This window comes from Dehalococcoidia bacterium (assembly GCA_035310145.1).
Classification (GTDB): domain Bacteria; phylum Chloroflexota; class Dehalococcoidia; order CAUJGQ01; family CAUJGQ01; genus CALFMN01.
Genome location: DATGEL010000103.1, coordinates 47255 through 66430, shown reverse-complemented (window position 1 = coordinate 66430; position 19176 = coordinate 47255). Strand labels below are relative to the sequence as shown.

20 protein-coding genes are annotated in these 19176 nt (G+C 71.0%); 9 read left to right on the top strand and 11 right to left on the bottom strand.

Annotated features, from left to right (window positions below; all coding sequences use genetic code 11):
* Nucleotides 1-123 precede the first annotated feature (123 nt).
* Nucleotides 124-327 (top strand): glutaredoxin family protein, encoded by a 204-nt coding sequence (locus VKV26_19395; GenBank protein ID HLZ72076.1) that lies wholly within the window; start codon nt 124-126, stop codon nt 325-327.
* Between the two features lie 37 nt (nt 328-364).
* Here the strand turns inward: VKV26_19395 and VKV26_19390 are convergent, their stop codons facing one another.
* Nucleotides 365-1180, bottom strand: a complete 816-nt coding sequence (locus tag VKV26_19390) for a winged helix-turn-helix domain-containing protein (GenBank protein ID HLZ72075.1) — start codon at nt 1178-1180, stop codon at nt 365-367.
* Here VKV26_19390 and VKV26_19385 point away from each other — a divergent pair.
* The 3 genes from VKV26_19385 to oxc all read left to right on the top strand — a co-directional run bounded on the left by VKV26_19385 (nt 1170) and on the right by oxc (nt 4153).
* Entirely contained in the window at nt 1170-1706 is a 537-nt protein-coding gene (locus tag VKV26_19385; protein ID HLZ72074.1) for a hypothetical protein, read from the top strand. The genes VKV26_19390 and VKV26_19385 overlap by 11 nt on opposite strands.
* 43 nt (nt 1707-1749) lie before the next feature.
* Nucleotides 1750-1983: a hypothetical protein gene (locus VKV26_19380; protein HLZ72073.1), complete on the top strand. Its 234-nt coding sequence runs from the start codon at nt 1750-1752 to the stop codon at nt 1981-1983.
* A 511-nt stretch (nt 1984-2494) separates the two neighbouring features.
* Nucleotides 2495-4153, top strand: a complete 1659-nt coding sequence (oxc, locus tag VKV26_19375; protein ID HLZ72072.1) for an oxalyl-CoA decarboxylase — start codon at nt 2495-2497, stop codon at nt 4151-4153.
* A gap of 339 nt (nt 4154-4492) precedes the next feature.
* On the opposite strand, the gene VKV26_19370 is transcribed toward oxc, so the two are convergent.
* A complete protein-coding gene (locus VKV26_19370; GenBank protein ID HLZ72071.1) occupies nt 4493-5305 on the bottom strand; it encodes an enoyl-CoA hydratase-related protein in 813 nt (270 codons plus the stop codon).
* Between the two features lie 29 nt (nt 5306-5334).
* Nucleotides 5335-7674 (bottom strand): CoA transferase, encoded by a 2340-nt coding sequence (locus VKV26_19365; GenBank protein ID HLZ72070.1) that lies wholly within the window; start codon nt 7672-7674, stop codon nt 5335-5337.
* A gap of 139 nt (nt 7675-7813) precedes the next feature.
* On the opposite strand from VKV26_19365, the gene VKV26_19360 reads away from it, so the two are divergent.
* Both VKV26_19360 and VKV26_19355 read left to right on the top strand, forming a co-directional pair.
* Complete coding sequence (locus tag VKV26_19360) at nt 7814-8659, top strand: DUF4214 domain-containing protein (GenBank protein ID HLZ72069.1); 846 nt, start codon at nt 7814-7816, stop codon at nt 8657-8659.
* 83 nt (nt 8660-8742) lie between these two features.
* Nucleotides 8743-10827 carry a molybdopterin-dependent oxidoreductase gene (locus VKV26_19355; protein HLZ72068.1) on the top strand — a complete coding sequence of 695 codons (2085 nt, stop codon included), beginning with the start codon at nt 8743-8745 and terminating at the stop codon, nt 10825-10827.
* Between the two features lie 121 nt (nt 10828-10948).
* Here the strand turns inward: VKV26_19355 and VKV26_19350 are convergent, their stop codons facing one another.
* Entirely contained in the window at nt 10949-11545 is a 597-nt protein-coding gene (locus VKV26_19350) for a GGDEF domain-containing protein (protein ID HLZ72067.1), read from the bottom strand.
* A gap of 202 nt (nt 11546-11747) precedes the next feature.
* On the opposite strand from VKV26_19350, the gene VKV26_19345 reads away from it, so the two are divergent.
* The 3 genes from VKV26_19345 (at nt 11748) to VKV26_19335 (ending at nt 13538) form a co-directional block, all read left to right on the top strand.
* Nucleotides 11748-11921, top strand: coding sequence for a type II toxin-antitoxin system HicA family toxin (locus VKV26_19345; GenBank protein ID HLZ72066.1), 174 nt, complete (start codon nt 11748-11750; stop codon nt 11919-11921).
* A gap of 86 nt (nt 11922-12007) precedes the next feature.
* On the top strand, nt 12008-12439 hold the full coding sequence (locus tag VKV26_19340) for a hypothetical protein (protein ID HLZ72065.1): 432 nt from the start codon (nt 12008-12010) through the stop codon (nt 12437-12439).
* A gap of 118 nt (nt 12440-12557) precedes the next feature.
* Nucleotides 12558-13538: a DMT family transporter gene (locus tag VKV26_19335; protein HLZ72064.1), complete on the top strand. Its 981-nt coding sequence runs from the start codon at nt 12558-12560 to the stop codon at nt 13536-13538.
* A gap of 82 nt (nt 13539-13620) precedes the next feature.
* Here VKV26_19335 and VKV26_19330 read toward each other — a convergent pair whose 3' ends face one another.
* From VKV26_19330 to VKV26_19300, 7 genes are all read right to left on the bottom strand, one after another.
* The gene (locus VKV26_19330; protein HLZ72063.1) at nt 13621-14127 is read right to left on the bottom strand and encodes a nitroreductase family protein; all 507 of its coding nucleotides are present in this window, start codon (nt 14125-14127) and stop codon (nt 13621-13623) included.
* Between the two features lie 104 nt (nt 14128-14231).
* Nucleotides 14232-15698, bottom strand: coding sequence for a tRNA lysidine(34) synthetase TilS (tilS, locus tag VKV26_19325; protein HLZ72062.1), 1467 nt, complete (start codon nt 15696-15698; stop codon nt 14232-14234).
* Nucleotides 15699-15702: 4 nt separating this feature from the next.
* Entirely contained in the window at nt 15703-16053 is a 351-nt protein-coding gene (locus VKV26_19320; protein HLZ72061.1) for a septum formation initiator family protein, read from the bottom strand.
* Between the two features lie 102 nt (nt 16054-16155).
* Entirely contained in the window at nt 16156-16836 is a 681-nt protein-coding gene (locus tag VKV26_19315) for a histidine phosphatase family protein (protein ID HLZ72060.1), read from the bottom strand.
* Nucleotides 16833-17501, bottom strand: coding sequence for a TIGR03936 family radical SAM-associated protein (locus tag VKV26_19310; GenBank protein HLZ72059.1), 669 nt, complete (start codon nt 17499-17501; stop codon nt 16833-16835). The genes VKV26_19315 and VKV26_19310 overlap by 4 nt, the downstream gene beginning before the upstream one ends.
* 116 nt (nt 17502-17617) lie before the next feature.
* Nucleotides 17618-18592: a methylmalonyl Co-A mutase-associated GTPase MeaB gene (gene meaB / locus VKV26_19305; GenBank protein HLZ72058.1), complete on the bottom strand. Its 975-nt coding sequence runs from the start codon at nt 18590-18592 to the stop codon at nt 17618-17620.
* The gene (locus tag VKV26_19300) at nt 18589-18990 is read right to left on the bottom strand and encodes a cobalamin B12-binding domain-containing protein (protein HLZ72057.1); all 402 of its coding nucleotides are present in this window, start codon (nt 18988-18990) and stop codon (nt 18589-18591) included. The genes meaB and VKV26_19300 overlap by 4 nt, the downstream gene beginning before the upstream one ends.
* Nucleotides 18991-19176 lie beyond the last annotated feature (186 nt).

Below are 19176 nucleotides of genomic sequence, written 5' to 3'. Positions count from 1 at the left end.
CGGCGGCCCGAGGTGGCGAGTGGAGTGCGGGTCGCACCGGCGATCGAAATGACCCAGCGGAGAAGGACGAGCGTGCCCGCGGAAGTGCTGGTCTACAGCAACGAGCGCTGAAGCGCCTGCCGGGTGGTGAAAGCGTGGCTTTCACAGCAGGGCGTCGTCTATGCCGTGCGCGATCTGAACACGGATGCGGCCGCGCGCGCGGAGTTTCTGCGGCGCGGATTTCGGTTGCCGCCCGTGGTGGTCGTCAATGGCGCGGCGGTCGAAGGTTACCAGCCGCAGCAGCTCGAGGCGCTGCTGGAGCAGGCCGGCGCCTTTGCCGACGAGTGAGCGGGCCGGGGACGCGGCCAGCCGCCGCGCGCCCGCTTCAGGAGGCGACGCGCCGCACCAGCGGCTCGTCGGCGGCCACCTCGCCGCCACGCGGCAGCCGCCGCTCAAAGAGGAAGCCGCGGCCGCGCACGCTGACCAGGTGTCCGTCCCAGCCGGTGCCGCGCGACAGCTTCTGGCGCAGGCGGCCGACGTGAACCTTGACGCTGTTGTAGGCGTCGTCGGCGTCGCGGAAGTGGCCCGGCAGGGCCGAGCCGAGCTGGCCGAAATCGACCACGTGTCCCGGTTGCACGGCCAGCGCCGCCAGCAGGCGGTATTCACTCGGCGTGAGCGGAATGCGCACGCCCTCGTTGTTCGTCACTTCTTCGCGGGCCAGGTCGATGATCAGGTTAACGCCGCGGATGCGCCGCGGGCCGGAGAGGCGGGTCTGGCGGTCCAGCAGCGCCAGCAACGAGACCGCCTGCCGCGCCGCCACGGCCGGGGCGGTGCCGCCGGGCAGCCAGATGTCGAAGAACTCCAGCGCCGAGATGATCTCGCCGCGGCCGGCGTCGAGCAGCGCCAGCGTGCCGGTATTGGGCGCCGCGTGCAGAAAGGCCATCCACGGCAGCAGCGCCGCGACGGCGCGCGGTCCCCGCGCCAGCAGCACGCGCAGCGCCGAGTTGCGCCAGAGCTGCTCGCCGACCTCGCCGGGCAGCGCCAGGCGCACCGACGGGCCAAGCGCGCTGACGGCGGCCTCGATCGCCGCGGTCTCCGGGCCGTGGTCGGCGACGATCACGCAGTGCGCCGTCGCCAGATCGTCCCGTCGCCGTGCCGGCGCCGGCCCACCGCCGAGCACGGTGGGAAACGTGCTGCTCATCGCTCTTCCTCGACCTTCACCTGCCTCGCCCTGTTCAGCAGCCATACGCCACACGCCAGATACCCCGAGCGCGCCGCGCGGCGCGCCCGGTGACGAAGTCGCTTTCGCACAGGTATCATCGGTATCCGAGCAGCCGGGAAACAGCATGAACATCTTCTTCGACGTCGATCACACGCTCATCGACAGCGGCAACCGCCTGCGGCCGGGCGTACCCGAGCTGTTTACGCGGCTCGCGGCCGAAGGGCATCACCTCTACCTCTGGTCCGGCATCGGCGAACGTCCCGAGGTGATCGAGCAGCACGGGCTCGCGCCGTACGTCACCGCCTGCTATGTCAAGCCTCTGTATCAGCATCGAAGAATGCTGGGGCCGCTCGGCATCGGGATAAACCCGGACTTCACGGTAGATGATCACCCGGATCTGCCGGCGGTGTTCGGCGGTGTGGTGGTGCGCAGCTTCCTCGTCTACGACGCGGACGACCGCGAGATGGAGCGCGTCTACGCGGCGATCCGCGCCCGCACGTCCTGACACTGCTGCGCGACGCACGCTATGCTGTGGCCAGGAGTTCGCCGTGGCCCGCACGCTTGCCGATGTGGCGCTCGACCAGGAACGCGTCTTCCGCGAGTTGCTGGTGGCCCAGCGCGAGCTGGAGGCGCTCAGCCGCGCGGGGCGTGAACTGGGGCTCGTCGACGGGGAGACGTCGGACGTGGATGAGGCGCTGGCACGCGTTCACGCCGCGCAGCACCGGCTCGACGCCCTGGCGGCGGAGGCGATCCAGGCCGCGGTCGCCGCGCACCCGGCATAGCGGTACCGGCGGCGGTCTTCGGCCGCGCTCAGGGCCGAGCGGTTGCGGTACCGGAGCGGGCCGAAGCGCCCCACGCCACGGCGCGCCGGCCGTGCAGACGGAGACAAGACGACGCCCGAGGAACGGGTACGCTCCTCGGGCGCGGGTCCGCGGGGCTCCACGGGCGTTTACCTTGCGGCCTCGGGTGCCGCCATCTCCCGGAATCGGGCTGCACAGGCGCGGCCGATCGGGACGCCGTTGCCCGCGACCGCCTTCGTGCGTGGACCATCCGCAGCTTTTGTTACCCTATCACAGTTTTTTGCCGTGTCAAGCGGGCGCGCACAGAAATCTTGTGTACTACGTGCGCCCGAGCACAGCCGCGTGCCCTGTTTCGCCGCCGGCAGGGCGCGGGCGTGCCGGGGTGCGCACTCGCTTCGCTATGCCCTATTCGCCGGCCTGCGGTAACATCGTGCGGGGCTGCGCGGCTGACGTGCGTCCACAACAAGCCAAAGAAGATGCGGAGGGCGGCGCAATGGCCGAGATCGATGGCGCGACGTTGATCGCGCGCGAGCTGAAGAAGCAGGGCGTCCAGTATATGTTCGGCATCGTCGGCATCCCCGTGGTGCCGATCGCCTTCGCCGCCCAGCGTGAGGGGATCAAGTTCTTCGGCATGCGCAACGAGCAGGCTGCCAGCTACGCCGCGCAGGCGGCCAGCTACCTCATTGGCCGGCCGCAGGCCTGCCTCGTCGTCTCCGGCCCCGGCATGATCCACGCGATCGCGGGCCTCGCCAACGCCTGGAGCAACTGCTGGCCGATGATCCTGCTCGGCGGCGCCAACGACAGCTTCCAGGACGGCATGGGCGCCTTCCAGGAGACGGACCAGGTGCAGTCGGCGCGGCCCTTCTGCAAGTACGCCCATCGCGTCGAGACCACGGCGCGCATCCCCTACTACGTCGAGCAGGCGGTGCGCAACTCGATCTACGGCCGCCCCGGTCCCGTTTACCTCGACCTGCCCGGCGACACGATCACCGGCAAAGTCGAGGAGGAGAGCATTGAGCAGAAGCCGGCCGTGCCGGAGCCGCCGCGCATCCAGGCCGAACAGGCCGCGATCGAGCAGGCGCTCGAAATTCTGAAGAGCGCCGAGCGGCCGCTGGTGGTGATCGGTAAGGGGATGGCCTGGAGCCGCGCCGAGGCCGAGGTCAAGGAGTTCATCGAGAAGACGCAGCTGCCCTTCCTGCCCGCGCCGATGGCGAAGGGGCTGCTGCCGGACGACCATCCGCTCTCCGTCGCCTCCGCCCGGACGTATGCCCTGCAAAACACGGATGTGGCGCTCTTGATGGGCGCGCGGCTGAACTGGATCATGCACTTCGGCCTGCCGCCGCGCTGGAGCCCGGACGTCAAGATCATTCAACTGGACGTGGCCGCGGAGGAGATCGGCACCAACGTGCCCGCCGCCGTCGGCCTCGTAGGCGACGGCAAGGCGATCACGGCGCAGCTCAACAAGGCGCTGGAGGCGCAGCCCTGGCAGTTCGGCGCCGAGAACCTCTGGCGCTCCGGCCTGCAGAACAAGGCGGAGACGAACAAGCGCAACACCGAGCCGATGCTCGCCTCCGACGACGTGCCGATGGGCTACTACCGCGTGCTGCGCGAGATCCGCGACGCCCTGCCGCGCGACGCGATCATCTCCAGCGAGGGCGCCAGCACGATGGACATCGGCCGGCAGGTGCTGAACAACTACGAGCCGCGCACCCGTCTCGACGCCGGCTCCTACGGCACGATGGGCGTGGGGCTGGCCTTCGCCATCGCCGCCGCGGTGGTGCATCCGGACAAGCGCGTGGTGAACGTGGAGGGCGACTCGGCCTTCGGCTTCAGCGGCATGGAAGTGGAGACCGCCTGCCGCTACAACCTGCCGATCACCTTCTGCATCATCAACAACAACGGCGTGGGCGGCGGACCGCCGGAGACGGACCACAATCCGCTGACCGCGCGGCCCGGCGCCTACACGGCCACGGCGCGCTACGACAAGATGGCGGAGGCGTTCGGCGGCCTCGGTTTCTTGTGCGAGCGGCCGGAGGAGATCCGCCCGGCGCTGGACAAGGCGTTCGCCTCGGGCAAGACGGCGGTGATCAACATCATGATCGACCCGCGCGCCCAGCGCCGCCCACAGGAGTTCGCCTGGCTGACGCACTGAGGCGGCGCGCGAGCGGCCCTCATAACCCCCCGACCCCCTTCTCTCCCATCACGCTGCGCTATGGGAGAGAAGGGGGCGATCGTTGGCAGGAAGCGCGAGCGGTGATCGGGTTAGTCCCGGTGGGCGCCGGAGGACACCCCTCCCGAAGCATCGGGTGGCGCTGAAGACCGGACCACACCGCCATGTGTGGGGCGTGGAAGGGCTCTTCCAGGTGCCCGGCCGCGTGCCGGATAACCGTATGACGCGTGGAACGTCCCTCTCTCCCATTTCCATAATTTCAGCCGTCAATCGAACGAGCGGGGTGGGAGAGCGGGGACGGGGAGTGAGGGCTGCCCGCATTTACCGGCCGCTGAAGTGCGGCGGGCGCTTCTCGCGGAAGGCGGCCAGCCCTTCGGCCAGGTCTTCCAGCTCGCGGCCCTGCACCACGGCCGAGCCTTGCTGCCAGTATGCGCCGTCTGGATCCTCCTCCCAGCCCGCGTACACGGCCTTCTTGGTCAGGCTCAGCGCTGCCGTGGGGCCGGAGGCGAGCCGCTCGGCCAGCTCGTCCACCGCGGCGTCGAGCCCGGCGGCATCCACCACCCGCGTGACCAGGCCGAGGCGCAGCGCTTCCTCGGCGTCCAGCGGCTCGCCCAGTAGCGTCATCTCGATCGCTTTGCCGATGCCGAGATACTGCTGCAAGAGGTTCGTGCCGGTGGCGAGGCCGCGCTTGATGAACGGCGTCGCCAGGCGCGCGTTGGCGGCCATCACGCGGAAGTCGGCGCCAAGCGCCAGGTTGAAGCCCGCGCCGTAGGCGTAACCCTGGATGCGTACGACGATCGGCTGCGCCAGGCTGCGCATCAGCCGCAGCGTGCTGGTCCAGCGGCCCGGCCCGGCCACGTAGTGCTGGATGGCGCCGCGCCGCCGCTGCGCCAGCACCTCGTCGGGCGTGCGCTCGCGCCCCAGCTCGTCGCCCGCGCAGAACGCCCGCCCCGCGCCGGCGAGCACGATCGCCCGCACGCTTGCGTCCTCGGCGCAGCGCGCGAAGGCGTCGTAGAGCGCGAGGCCGAGCGCGTGATCGATCGCGTTCAGCTTCTCGGGGCGGTTCAGGGTGATGCGCGCGATCGCGCCCGTCTGCTCGAACTGCAGGATTCGCGGCTCGCTTGCTTCGGTCATCGCTTGCTTGCTTCTTCCGGCGCTAACAGCTAATAGATGACGTGTTCGGCAACCAGCCGAGCATACTCCTGGGTGTCCAGCTTAAGCAGTTGCCGGAACACGTGGGCGTTGTCCTCGCCCACCGCCGGCGGGCGGCGGAACTGCCCCGGCCGCTCGCCGTCCGCCAGCCAGGGAAAACCGAGGGTCTGGCGCGTGCCGCCTTCCAGGCGCTCCACGGGGCTGATGAACGCCCGCGCGGCCAGGTGCGCGTCACTCAGCACGTCGGCGGGCGTGAGCGTCGGCGTCGCGGCGATGCCCGCGGCCTGCAAGCGCGCCGCGCAGTCTTCCGCCGCCTGCGGCCGCACCCAGGCCGCGATGGTGGCGTCCAGCTCATCCGCGTGCGCCCAACGGCCCGCGGCCGTGGCAAGGCGCGCGTCGTCCAGCAGTTCCTCCCGCGCCATGAGGCGGCAGAGCGCGGTCCAATCGGCGTCTGACTGCACGCTGAGCGCAAGCCAGCGGTCGTCGCCCGCCGCGGCGTAGCAGCCCTGCGGCGCGTTGAGCGGATCGCGGTTGCCGCGCGGCGCCAGCAACTCGCGGTTGAGTCCCCAGGCCAGCAGCGGCTCGGGCAGGGCGGCGATCGTCGTCTCCGCCATGGAGAGGTCGATATAGCAGCCTTCGCCGTGCCGCCGCTGGCGCCAGAGGGCGGCGAGTAAGAGGTACGTCGCCATCGCGGCGGTCAGCGGGTCCGTCCAGATGCCGGCGGCCGAGCGCGGCGGCAGGCCGGGGTGCGCCGCGAGGCCGGCCCAGCCGGTGAAGCACTGGATCAGCGTGCCGTAGGCGACGCGATCGCGCTCCGGCCCGCTGCGCCCCAGCGCCGAGGAGGAGAGCATGACCAGGCGCGGGTTCTGCTCGCGCAGGGCCGCGTAACCGAGACCAAGCCGCTCCATCACGCTGCTGGAGAAGTTCTCGATCACGGCGTCGCTTTGCGCGATCAGGCGGCGGGCAAGGTCGCGCGCCGCCTCGTGTTGCAGGTTGAGGGTGATGCTGCGCTTGCTCGGGTTCAGCTCCTCCCAGGCCAAATCGCGCTGCGAGAGGTCGGGCCGCGTGCGCGACTCGATCTTGATCACCTCGGCGCCCAGGGCGGCGAGGTACTTCGTGCAGATCGGCCCGGTCAGCACCCAGCTGAAGTCGACGATGCGGACACCGGCGAGGGGGAGGGTGGAGGGCGTAAGGGACGGCGGCGCAGAACGCGGCGCCTCCGCGGCACGGTCGCCTGTCACCGGTGCGCGGGAACCTTCCCCGTCGATCCGGTACGGCGTTCCGGGAACCGTCAGCGGACCGGTTCCGGAGTCACCGATCTCGACGAAGAAGCCACGGGCCTGCAACTGCGGCGAGGCCAGCAGATCGGCGGCGCGGCCCAGCGGGTAGCAGGCAACGCGCGCCGCCTGCGCTGCCTCGAAGACGGCCGATGTGGCGCGCTCGCCGCTCCAGGCGGCGAGCAGTGGATACAGCTCGCGCCAGTGCCGCTCGCGCGCCCGGCGGTCGGCGAAGCGGGGCTCAGCGCCCCAGGCCGGGCTGCCCATCACCTCGAGCCAGCGCTGCCACTGGTGCTCCTCGCGCGGCGAGATCGCCACCCAGCCGTCCGCGCAGGGCAGGAGCGCCACGGTCGGGTTCGACGGCTCGCTGGAGAAACGGCGCCGCACCTCGCCCGTGCGTTCGAGGGCGCTGTACTGCGACTGGTTGAGCGCCGCGACCGCCTCCTGCAAGGAGAGATCCAGGTGGCAGCCACGGCCACGGCGCTGCACGACATGCAGACCATGCATGGCGGCCGCCGCCACCAGCTCGCCGGCGAGAAACGCGGCGCCGTAGCTGGGCGCGTTGTGCGGCGGCAGATCCGGCCGGTCCACCTGCAGCGCCGGGAAGCCGAAGGCCATGCCGGAAGCGTGGAAGGCGATCAGATCGTTGCCGCGCCAGGCGGCCTGCGGTCCGGTCTGCCCGAACGGCGTCACCGAGACCAGCGCCAGCCGCGGATTGACCGTGAGCAGGGCGGTGATGTCGAGGCCGAGCCGCGCCATCTCGCCGGGAGCGAAGCTCTCCAGCAGCACGCCGGCGTCGCGGCACAGCTCGAACACAGCCTCGCGGCCGGAGGGAGCTTCGAGATCGATCGCGACGCCGCGCTTGCCTGAATTGAGATAGCGGAACAGACCGCTGCGCTCGCGGTGCGGCAGGTGGCCGGGAAAGGGGCCGCGAGCGCGGCAGAGATCGCCCGCGGGCGGCTCGACCTTGATCACGTCGGCGCCGAGATCGGCCAGGAGCTTGCCGCCGTAGGGCCCGGCGATCTCCTGCGCCAGCTCGATCACCCGCAGCCCGGCCAGCAGCCGTTCCGCCATTCTGCTGCCTCCCGCGAACCGGGGTTTGCCGGGAACAGCGTACGCGATCACCGCTGCGGACGAACGGCTTCGCGGCCTGACCGCCCGGTCTTCCGGAGCGTGTTTGCTAAGCTCACGGCAAAGGGAGGGCAGCGGCGACGTGCGCGTAATCCCGTCCTGGTGGAGCGTGCGCTCGGTGCGCTACTGGCTGGTGGTGGCGGCCGCGGCGCCCGCCGGCCTGCTTGCCGGCGCGATCCTGACGACGCACTGCGCGCGGGCGCCTCACGATCCGGCGCCCTCAAGCACGGCCCTGGCCGCGGCCGCCGCCCGAACACCCGCGGCCGAGACTCCTTCGCCAACCGCGAACCCGGCGGCCACACGGCAGCGGAACGAAGCCTTCGTACGCGCCGCCTACCAGGACATCTTCGGTTCGCCACCCGCGGTTGACCTGCTCGACCGCTGGCTCACCGCGCTCGACGGCGGCGCCACCCGCCTGCAGGTGGCGGCCGCGTTGTATTCATCGCCGGAATACGATGCGATGTTCGTCAACACCACGTATCAGCGGCTGCTGGGCCGCGCCGCCGACGCGGATGCGCTCGCCGCCTGGTCGGCCGCGCTGAAGAACGGCGAGTCGCAGGAGCAGCTGATCGCCGGTCTGCTCGGCTCGCCGGAATACTTCCAGCACCAGGGCAGCTCTGACGCCGCCTGGCTCGACGGGGCCTTCAAGGAGATGCTGCACCGCGAGCCAACGCCCGCGGAGCGCGACTCCCAGCTTGCGGCGCTGAACGCCGGCGCGGGGCGCGGCGACATCGCCGACGCGCTCGGCCTCGGCGACGAGTACCGCCGTGCCTTCCTCGCCGCCGCCTTTCAGCAGTACCTCGGCCGCGCCCCCACGGCCGAGGAGCAACGCTGGCTGCTCGGCGCCATGGCAGAGGGCCGGACGAGTACCAACGTGCGCGTCGCGCTGATCGGCTCGGACGAGTACCTGCGCCGCCACGCCGCATAAGCCGGGCGCGGCGGCTATACTCAGCACAACCGTGGCCGCGTCCGCAGAGGCGCGGCCCGCGACTCGAGAGAGGAACCGGCCCCATGACGGCAGCACCGGAGACCGCCCGCAGCGTGCGCACGATGTGTCCGATGAACTGCAATCCGACCTACTGCGGCATGATCGTGGAGGTCGAAGACGACCGCGTGCGTGCGATCCACGGCGACACGGAGAACCCGGACAGCCACGGCTTCCTCTGCATCCGCGGACAGGCGGCCGGCGAGATCGTAGACAACCCGTTGCGCCTCTTGCAGCCGCGCCTGCGCGAGCGGCGCGAGCCCGGCGCCTGGCGCGACGCGAGCTGGGACGCCGCCCTCGAGCGCGTCGCGGAGGCGATGCTGCGCGCGGGGCCGGAGGCGGTCGCCGTCTGGCATGGGCACGGGCTGATCGTGAATACGCTGCACCGGCAGGTGACGCAGCGCTTCGCCAACATGGCCGGTTTCCAGTGGTGGAACCCCTCGATCGTCTGCTGGGGGCTGGGCGGCTTCGGCCTGACGCTCACCGGGCCGACCGAGGTGAACACGAAAGAAGATATGGCGGCCAACGCCGAGCTGATCCTGCTCTGGGGAGCAAATCTGATCAGCCAGCCCGGCACGGCGCCGCACGTGATCGCGGCGAAGCGCCGCGGCGCCTACGTCGTCGCCATCGACGTGCGCCGCAGCGAGGCCTTCGCGCAGGCGGACGAGGCGTACCTGATCAAGCCGGGCGCTGACGCGGCGCTGGCGCTCGGCATGGCGCACGTGATCACCGGGGAGGGGCTGCACGACGCCGCCTTCGTGGCGGAGCACGGCGAGGGCTTCGCGGCGTTTGCCGAGCATGTGCGCCAGTTCACGCCGGCGTGGACCGAGGCGCAGACGGGCATTCCCGCCGCCGCGGTGCAGGCGCTTGCTCGGCGCTACGCGGCGACGCGGCACAGCATGATCCTGCTCGGCGGCTCTTCGATGCACAAGAGCGGCAACGGCTGGTACGGCAGCCGCGCCGTCGCCTGCCTGCCGGGGCTGACGGGCGCACTGGGGCAGCCGGGCGGCGGCTTCGGGCCGCGCCACGCGGCGCAGGCGCACGGCGGCGGCTTCGCCAACCTGGCCGCGGTCGAGACGCGGCCGCCGGGCGATTACGTGATCTCCGAGATGAGCAGCGTGCTCGACGCGTTGGACGCAGGGCGGATCAAGGTGCTGCTGCTGCTTGGCACCAACATGCTGTCGTCGTTTGCGGACACGAGCCGCGTGGCCGCGGCGCTGGCGAAGATGGATCTCGTCGCCTGCTTCGACCTGTTCATGAATGAGACGGCGCGCGGCTACGCCGACGTGGTGCTGCCCGGCACCTCGTGGCTGGAGGAGACCGGCTACAAGGCGACGGCCACCCACCTCTACCTGATGGAACAGGCGATCTCGCCACGCGGCGCGGCGCGCTCGGCCTCCTGGGTGTTGCAACAGCTCGCCGAACGGCTGCGCGCCGACGAGCGCTTCGCCGGCCCGCTGCAGGACTTCTTCCCCTGGGCCAGCGCCGACGAGCTGATGTCCGCGGCCTTCGATCACGAGGCGACGGGCCGCATCAGCGCCGAGCAGCTGCGCGCCGAGGGCGGTATCCACCGGCTGGCCGTCTCCGAGGTCGCGCACCCGGATCTGCGCTTCGCTACGCCCTCGGGCAAGGTCGAGTTCTACTCCGCGAAGGCAGAGGCGATGGGCCTGCCGCCGCTGCCGGTCTACGAGCCGGTGCACGAAGACGCAAGCCGCCAGCCGGAACGCGCCGCACGCTTTCCCTTGCTCTTCCGCCAGGGCCGCGCGATCACGCACTTCCACGCCTTCTACGACCACGGCCGGGCGCTGCCCACGCTCGCGGACGCCGACCCCGAGCCGCGCCTCTGGCTCAACCCCGCCGACGCCGCCGCGCGCGGCCTGGCCGACGGCGAGGCGATCCGCATTCACAACGACCGCGGCGCCATGCAGGCGCGGTCGCTCGTGACGGAGCGCGTGCCGGCGGGCGTGGTCTGGATGCACGACGGCTGGCCGGGGATCAATGACCTGACCAGCGGCGCCCGCGCGGTGCCGGACGCGGCCGTGCGCGCCTTCGAGCCGTCCGGCGCCGCGGCCTACGAGGCGCGGGTGCAGGTCAGCCGGCTCTCGGAGTAGGGGCTCACTCCGGGGACATGTCGCGGCAAGCGGTCATCGCCGGAGCGCGGCAAGCCACGGGCCTTGCGACAGCGGATGGAGCTGAGCCGGGCGGCGCCGGCCCCAGGCAATGCGCGTCCAATCAGGCGAGCGCCGGCGGAGACTCGTGATCGGTCCAGCGGCGGTCGGTAGCGGAACCAGGAGCAGCGGCGGCAGCGGTTGGCACCAGCGTCAGGCGGCCGGCGCCGAAGAGATGTACGCCCTCGTCTGAGGCGTCGAACAGGGCCCGCATCGCCTCCTCGATCAGCAGCGCCGCAAGCGAGTTGCGCTCGCAAGGGATACGCAGGCTCATGCCCAGGCGCACGGGCACACGCTCCACGTTGCCTTCGAGCCGGAAGACCCAGCGCACGCGGTCGTGAACGCGCTGGGCCAGCCGCGTGGCGTCGCCAGGCGAGCGCAGATGGCTGGCGAAGGCGAGGAAGCGGCCGTCGCCGAGGTGGGCCGTGCGGTCGACGCGGCGCAGGCTCTCGGACAACGCCCGTGACACGCCGACCAGGCCGAGATCGACGAAAGCGTCGCCGTACTGGCGGCGCAGCCAGTCGACCTGCGGCACACCAAGGGCCAGCACCGCCAGCCCGCGTTCACCGGCCAGCTCGCGGCGATAGGCACGGTCCAGTTGACCGCTGAACAGGGCGACGCCGGAGAGGCCGGTCAGGCTGTCGTAGATCGTGGGGTCCATCGCCGCCTCGCTTCTGAACCAGGTCCGCCAAAGTATCGAAGCGGCCACGCGAATCTTCAGTGCCTGCCGGGATCTGGGCGGCGAACGGCGCCGCCACGCTGCTCTTCTTGCATTCTTCGTGCCGACTCTAACTGCACAAATTCAGTAGTATAGCGGTGCAGTAAACCATCGTTGAAGGCGAGAGTTGAAAGTCCGAGACGGGGTGAAGCAGCCTGAGGCGGACGGCTGGTATGAGGTCCGCGGCGGCAAGGCCAGCCATCGCCAATATCGCCATCCGCGGAAGTCCGGCGCCGTCACCGTGGCCGGTCACGACGGCAAGGATATGCCGACGGGCACGCTGGGCGCAGTGCTTCGGCAAGCAGGACTCAAGCGGTAGACCTGCACCGCGGGTCACTCAGCCGGGAGGTGGAGAGGATGGATCATCGTCTGCAGGACATCGTGGTGCGCCCCGCGGTGCATGTCGTGGTCGAGCAGGAGGACAAGGCGTGGGGAGCCTATGTTCCGGCAATGCCGGGGGTCGTCGCGGTCGGCTCAAGCGAAGCGGAGGTCATCGATCTGATCGAGTCCGCACTGAGCTTCCATTTCGCCGATGAACACCGCGTACAGCTTGCCTGCGAAGCGCACGACGAAGTAGACGCCGAAGTGCAACGGCTGGCTCAGGAGGCATCGGCGACGCTGACACTGGCCGAGGCGGCGCAGATCGCCGGCGTCACCCTCGGGGCCATCACCAACGCCATCGCTCGCGGGCGACTCACCGCAACGCCCGCACCGGCGGATGCGATGCCGGTCCGCGGGCGGCGCACGCGCCTGGTCTACCGACAGGAGGTCGAGCAGTGGCGCAAGCAGCGCGCCGCGCGACTGACGCGCCAGCTGCGCCGGCTCACACACCGGTAGCCGGCCGGTCGAGCCAGCGAGTGGGCGCTCCTCAGCGCCGGGCCCGGCCTCGGTGCGCCGGCAAGGCAGGGTAGGGTAGGCTGAGCCTCAACCAACGCATAGGGGAGGCCACCCACCGATGGCAGCCGGTCAGCGTGTGCTGCAACGCCCGCGGCCGATCCTCGGCCTGCCGGGCGGCGTGGTGACGGCGGCGCTCGTCGCCCTGCTCTGCCTGTTCTGGGGTGTGACCTACACGGTGGTGAAGGCGGCGCTGCACGACGCCTCGCCGCTGATGCTGGCCGTGGCCGCACGTGGCGCCGGTGTGCTGCCTGCTCTGGCCTTCGCCCTCGCGCTGGGCGGGCCGCTCCCACGCGACTGGCGCTTTCACCGCTTCGCCTTCGTGCTGGGCGTCTTCAACGTGGCCGGGCTCTCCGGCTTCATCAACCTGGGTTCGCAACATGTCAGCTCCGGCGAGGCCTCGCTGATCGTCTACGCGCAGCCGTTGCTCGTGGCGCTGGCGGCGCGGCTGTGGCTGGGCGAGCGCGGTGGGTCGCGGCGGGCGCTCGGCCTGCTGCTCGGCTTCGCCGGGCTCGTCGTGGTGCTCAGCGACCGCATCCACCCTGGCGCCCATCCGCAGTGGCTGGGCTATGCCGAGCTGTTCGGCGCGGCGCTCTGCTGGACGGCGAGCACGCTGCTGTTCAAGCGCGTGCCGCCCGGCGCGCCGCTGGTCTGGCTAACGATGTTGCAGTACACCTACGGCGTGCTGCCGCTGATTCCGCTGATGCCCTTCACCGAAACGGTGCGGCTCAACCTGACGCTGCACCTGGCCGCGCTGCTGGTGCTGCTGGGGGCGATCATCGGCCCGCTCGGCTGGCTGATCTGGCTCTACCTGCTGGAGCGCGGTGAGGCGTCGGTGGTGAGCGGCAACGTCTTCTTCGTGCCGCTGGTCGCCGTGCTCTCGGGCGTCGTCTTCCTCGGCGAGACGCTGCATCCGCTGGTGGGCGCGGGCGCAGCGCTGATCGCGCTCGGCATCGCGCTGGTCAACCGCAGCGCAGCGCCGAACGCCGAACGCCCGCTGGCGATCGGGGAGCGGCCCATTGTGACGCCTGCCCGCGAGTAGCCTGCCCAACCGTACGGCACGGTGAACGTGCCTGGACCGCCGTGCCCGCCAGTAACCTGCGCTTACGGGGAAAAGCGTGCGGCTACGCGAACGGCTGGCCGTAGCGTTCCCGGCTCACGATTTCGGCGAAGGGCTTGCGGTTCTTCTTGCCCCGCCCCAGCCGCGTCACCGGGTAGCCGAAGGGCACGATCGCCATCACCTTCAGCGTGGCCGGAATCCCCAGCACCGCGTTGGCCCAGTCCAGGTTGCCGAAGCCGACCCAGTTTGAGCCGACGCCTTGGTCCCAGGCGGTCAGCATCATCGACTGCACCGCCCGGCTGACATCGGAGACGTTGTAGATGGACTCCTCCATGACCACGACCACCGCGAGCGCCGCATCGGCGATGTAGGGTCCCGTCTGCGCCAGGCCGCCCAGCCGCCGCAGCATGGCGCGGTCCTGCACGGCGATGAAGTGCCAGGGCTGGCCGTTGCGCGAGCTGCCCGTGAGCCAGGCGGCTTCCACGATGCGGCGCACCAGCTCCGCCGGCAGCGGCTCGTCCTTGTAGCGGCGCACGGCAAGCACGGTGCGGACCGCATCGAACACGGTCATGGTTTGGGCCTCCTCCCCTGCATGGCGACGCACGGCCGCCAGTTCGGAGCGTAGCGCGCCGGTCGTCTGGCTGCACACCCCAGGCGAGCGGCAAGCGCCGCCGGCTACAGAGTTCCAGCGAACGGCGTGAAGGCGACGCGCAGGCCCGCCGCCGCCGGCGGCGCGGCCGGGGCGAGCGCCGAACGCTTCACACCAACGGCCCAGATGCACTCGCCGTCAAGGAACAGCAACGGCACACTCGGCCGGCGTGCTCGCTCGACCTGTTCGTCCACGAAGATATCCTGCAGCTTCTTGCTGCCGCCCAGCCCGGCAGGACGCATGCGGTCGCCCGCGCGCCAACCGCGTACGGAGAGCCGCACCGGGTCCGGCAGCACGAGGTACGCCGAGAGCGTGTCCGGCTCAGGTGCGGGCTCGCGCGGATGGAAGGCCGAGACGGTGACGCGCCAGCCGGGCAGCTCGGTCTGCCCGAAGGCCAACTGCCGGCAACCGCCTGCCTCGGCGGGGAGCGCGGCGCCGGCGGCAGCAGGTGTTTCAGGCGGCAAGCGGCGGAAGCGCAGCCCGGCGAGCGTCGCTTCGGCGCGCCAGCCCTGCCCCACGTCGCAGCGCCGGCCCAGCGTGCCGCGCCAGCAGGAGAAGACCGCTGCCACCTGGCGGGCGCCCGGAGCCCCGGCGCCGCCCAGCAGCTCGGCCAGCACCCGCGCCACGAGCTGCTTGCCTATGAACGGCGCGAGGCCAGCGGGCGAACTCTTCAGCAGGAAACCATCGCCATCGCGGCGCCACAGCGCGGCGGCCAGCCGCTCGACCTCGCCGTCGAGCCAGGCATCCAGCTCACGCGCCTGCCCGGCAAGCCGCAGCAGCGACCGCTCCGCGCCGGGCGCGAGCGAGCGCAGCAACGGCAAAAGCTCATGCCGCACACGGTTGCGGGCGAAGCGCGGCGAGGCGTTCGTCTCGTCCTCGCTCCAGGAAACGCCACGCTCGCGGCAATAGCCGCGCGTCTGCTCCGGCCAGGCGCCGAGCAGCGGGCGCAGCAGCAACGGCCTGCCGTCGCCCCAGGGCCGGCTCCGCGGCGGCATGGCCGCCAGCCCGCCGACGCCGGTGCCGCGCAGCAGGCGCAGCAGCACGGTTTCCGCCTGGTCGCCGGCCGTATGCGCCGTGAGCACGGCCGCCGCATCGATCTCCGCCGCGACGGCGCCCAGCGCCGCGTAGCGCGCCCGCCGCGCCGCCGCTTCGGCAGAGCCCCGCACGCCGCGAGGCGCCTGCACTCCAGTCTCGACCTGCACCCGGCGCAGCAGCAGCGGCACGTCCAGCTCGCGGCAATTCGCGGCCAGCAGCGCTTGCTCCGCCAGCCGCGCGGCCTCGGGCCGCAGGCCGTGGTCGATATGGCAGGCGATCAAGGCGGCGGGGAGGAAGCCGCCGGCGGCTAGCGCCCGCAGCGCCAACAACAACGCGGTGGAATCCGCGCCGCCCGAGGCAGCGACAATCAGCCGTGGCGGGCCATCGACAAGGGGCAGCTCCGGCAGCGCCGCCAGCAGCCGCCGCTCGAACTCGCGCAGCGCGGTGCGGCGTGGCATGGCGTCAGGGGCCGAAATACTTCTCCCACCAGTCGCCCGCGACGCCGGCTGCCGGAGACGGCGACGGCGCAGAGACGATGATGGGGTGGTCGCCGGGCTTGATCAGGCCGTCGTGGCGGGCCATCGCCTCGATGAAGGCGTCGCTCTGCATCCACTGGCGCAGCGCGTCGAGCCTGGCGTAGCGGCTTTGCTCGGTTTGAATCTGCGCCTGAAGCTGTGCGCGGTCGCGGTCGAGCTGATACTGGTGCACGTAGTTGCCCACGATCGAGAAGCCGCAGTAGACGGCGACGAGTCCCGCGGCGATCAGCAGCAGCCGCACGGGGGTGAACCCCAACGCTTCGCAACGCCCGCGCACCAACCGCCTTCCTCCCGCTCGCCGGCCGCGCCCGCGCGGCGATCGACCGGCCGAGAGCCATCATAGCGCAGATGCTGTTTTCGCTGTTATGCTGTTACATATCTACAGGGGCAGTCCGCGGCGGACGTGCCACGGGTCTTCGCCCAGCAGGCCGGCGGCCTCAAGATGGCAGAGGTCGTTGAAGCTGACCAGCCGCCGCTGCCCTGGCAGCACCTCGACGATCGCCAGGCTGGCGACGCCCTGGCGCAGCCGGCGGAACTCGTGCAGGGGCAGGCCGAGGATCGCGCAGAGCACGGTCAGCAATACGAAGTTGTGGCTCACCACGGCCGCCACGCCGGCAGGATGGCGGGCGATCACACGCTCGACCACGGCCATCGCCCGCGCCTGCACCTGCGCCAGGCTTTCGCCGCCGGGCATGGCGGCGCCGCCCGCGTCCTGCGAGAGCCAGGCCTTCATGAACTCGGGGAAGCGCTCGCGCAGCTCGGCGCCGCTGAGCCCCTCCATCGCGCCGATGTCCATCTCGATCAGGTCCGGCTCGATTGCGACGCCGAGGCCATGCGGCGCGGCGATCGCCTCGGCAGTCTGGCGGGCGCGCACCAGGGGACTGCTGTAGATCGCTTCGAGCGGCGCGGTGCTCAGCCGTTCGGCCAGCGCCGCCGCCTGCCGTTGACCCAGCTCGCTGAGCGGATTGTCGGCACGGCCCTGCACGAGGCCGTCGCGGTTGTGCGCGGTCTGCGCATGGCGCAGCAGCAGCAGCCGCAGCAGCTCGGGCGGCGCGGTCACCGGCGGGCGACCGGCGCGGCGAGGATCAGCGCCGCGCGCTCGATGTGCCGCAGCGCGGCCGCGATGCCGAGCGCGGCAGCAAGCTGGTCGGGCCGCGCCGTCGCGCCTTCCTCGGCCCGCAGCCGCGCCGTGAGCACGGGGCCGTCGGCGCGGCGCTCTAGCCGCAGATCGAGCACCAGCGGGCGCAGATCGTAACGGCGCGTCTCTTTCTCGCGCACGTGCTCCCAGGGGAACGTCTCGGCGGCGAGGAAGGCGGCGATCCGCTGCTCGATCGCGCCGAGATCGGCGCCTGGCTGCAGCTGCAGCTCGTACTCGGCGGCGCGCAGCTGCGACTGCAGGGACGGCTCCTCCAGCGGCGCCTCGGCCACCCGCGCCAGGCTCAGCCCCGGCGGCAGTTGCGGCGCCAGCGCGTCGCGGAAGCGTTCCGGCGTCCAGGCTTCGGCGAGAAAGACGTCGATTAGCTCGGCGCGGCCGGTCTGGCCCACGGCGAGCGGCGGGCCGAGGTTGATCTGTGGGTGCGGCGTGAAGCCCTCGGAGTAGGCCACGGGCGCGTGGGCGCGGCGCAGCGTGCGCTCCCAGAAGCGCAACATGTCCAGGTGCGAAACGTACTGCAATTCGTGCCCGCGCGCGTAGCTCAGGCGCAGCCGCTGCACTTTGGCGCTCATTCAAGCACTCCCAAGCACTCCGTTGGTCGTAGGGGGCACGCGTTCGTTTGAGATGGGCGATCACTCGCCCATGACGGTCACCTCAGCAGAGTTGCCCGCCGTGCGGGCAGGTGCCTTCACTCCGCCCGCGCGGCCCCTTCGATCAGCTCGATCGCGGCCGAGTGCGGGTCGAGGTCGCGCTCGGCCACGCGCCGCGCCAGCTCATCGAGCTGCGTGCCGCCTTCGCCGCTGAGGTAGCGGCGCATGACCTCGGCGCGCACGGCCTCCACGATCTGGTGGCGGGAGCGTTCCAGCCGCCGCTGCGCCAGCTTGCCGGAGCTTTCCAGATACTCGCGGTGCCGGTCGATCGCGTCGGCCAGCTCGGGAATGCCCTCGCCCCTGGTCGAGACCACGCGCACGATCGGGATGATCCAGTCGCCGTGCTCGGAATACGAGAGCAGCGCCTTGAGCTGGCTCATGAGAATGTCGGCGCCGGCAAGGTCCGCCTTGTTGACGACGAGGATGTCGGCGATCTCCATGATCCCGGCCTTCATCGTCTGGATGTCGTCGCCGGCGCCGGGTGTGAGCACGAGGCAGGTCGTCTGTGCCGTGCGGGCGATGTCGACTTCATCCTGGCCGGCGCCGACCGTCTCCACCAGCACGACGTCCTTGCCGGAAGCGTCCATGACGCTGATCACGTCGGCCGCCATGGCCGTGAGCCCGCCGAGCGACTGGCGCGTGGCCATGCTGCGCACGAAGATGCCCTCGTCGTTGGTGAGATCCTGCATGCGGATGCGGTCGCCCAGGATCGCGCCGCCGGTGAAGGGGCTCGAGGGATCGACGGCGATGATGCCGACGCTGCGCCCGCGTTTGCGCTCCTCCCGCGCCAGGGCGCCGGTGAGCGTGCTCTTGCCGGAGCCGGCCGAGCCGGTGACGCCGACCGTGTGCGCGTGGCCGGTATGGCGGAAGAGGTCGCGCACGGCGGCGCGGCCCTCGGGCAGGTTCTCCTGCACCCAGGTGATCACGCGCGAGAGGGGGCGGCGCTCGCCGCGCAGCACGCGCTCGAGATAGCCCTCGATGTAATCATGGAAGTCGTTGCTGGCTGCAGTCACGCCGGGGCGCCCACGTGCGAACGGACGTATTCAATGATGTCGTTGGTGGAGCTGCCGGGGCGGAAGACGGCCTTGAAGCCGAGTTGCTCCAGCATCGGCGTGTCCTCTTCGGGGATGATGCCGCCGGCGAAGAGCAACACGTCGTCCACGCCGCGCTTCTTCAGCTCCTCTACGATGCGCGGAAACAGCTCCATGTGCGCGCCGGAGAGGATGCTGAGGCCGACGACATCCACGTCTTCCTGCAGCGCGGCTTCGGCAATCATCTGCGGCGTCTGGCGGATGCCGGTGTAGATGACTTCCATGCCGGCGTCGCGCAGCGCCCGCGCCACCACCTTGGCGCCGCGATCATGGCCATCCAGCCCCGGCTTTGCGATCAGCACGCGAATTTTTCGTTCCAAGGTCATTTGAGATCTCCGATGGTCATAGGGGGCACGCCCCCTCTCACCCCCGATACGGTGACTGGCGTGTTGATTTGACTGCGAGCGGTCCCCGACTGCGGCAATCTCCGATGGTCGTAGAGGGCGAGCGTCGGTATTGGATGGGCGCTAACTCGCCCATGGCGCTCACCCCCCGAACCTGAGGCG

Coding starts and splice junctions, on each gene's coding strand:
- VKV26_19365 (HLZ72070.1), bottom strand. CDS start 7,674: ATGGCGGAACGGCTGCTGGCCGGGCTGCGGGTGATCGAGCTGGCGCAG.
- VKV26_19355 (HLZ72068.1), top strand. CDS start 8,743: ATGACGGCAGCACCGGAGACCGCCCGCAGCGTGCGCACGATGTGTCCG.
- tilS (HLZ72062.1), bottom strand. CDS start 15,698: ATGCCACGCCGCACCGCGCTGCGCGAGTTCGAGCGGCGGCTGCTGGCG.
- VKV26_19310 (HLZ72059.1), bottom strand. CDS start 17,501: ATGAGCGCCAAAGTGCAGCGGCTGCGCCTGAGCTACGCGCGCGGGCAC.
- VKV26_19330 (HLZ72063.1), bottom strand. CDS start 14,127: ATGACCGTGTTCGATGCGGTCCGCACCGTGCTTGCCGTGCGCCGCTAC.
- VKV26_19335 (HLZ72064.1), top strand. CDS start 12,558: ATGGCAGCCGGTCAGCGTGTGCTGCAACGCCCGCGGCCGATCCTCGGC.
- VKV26_19370 (HLZ72071.1), bottom strand. CDS start 5,305: ATGACCGAAGCAAGCGAGCCGCGAATCCTGCAGTTCGAGCAGACGGGC.
- VKV26_19390 (HLZ72075.1), bottom strand. CDS start 1,180: ATGAGCAGCACGTTTCCCACCGTGCTCGGCGGTGGGCCGGCGCCGGCA.
- VKV26_19350 (HLZ72067.1), bottom strand. CDS start 11,545: ATGGACCCCACGATCTACGACAGCCTGACCGGCCTCTCCGGCGTCGCC.
- oxc (HLZ72072.1), top strand. CDS start 2,495: ATGGCCGAGATCGATGGCGCGACGTTGATCGCGCGCGAGCTGAAGAAG.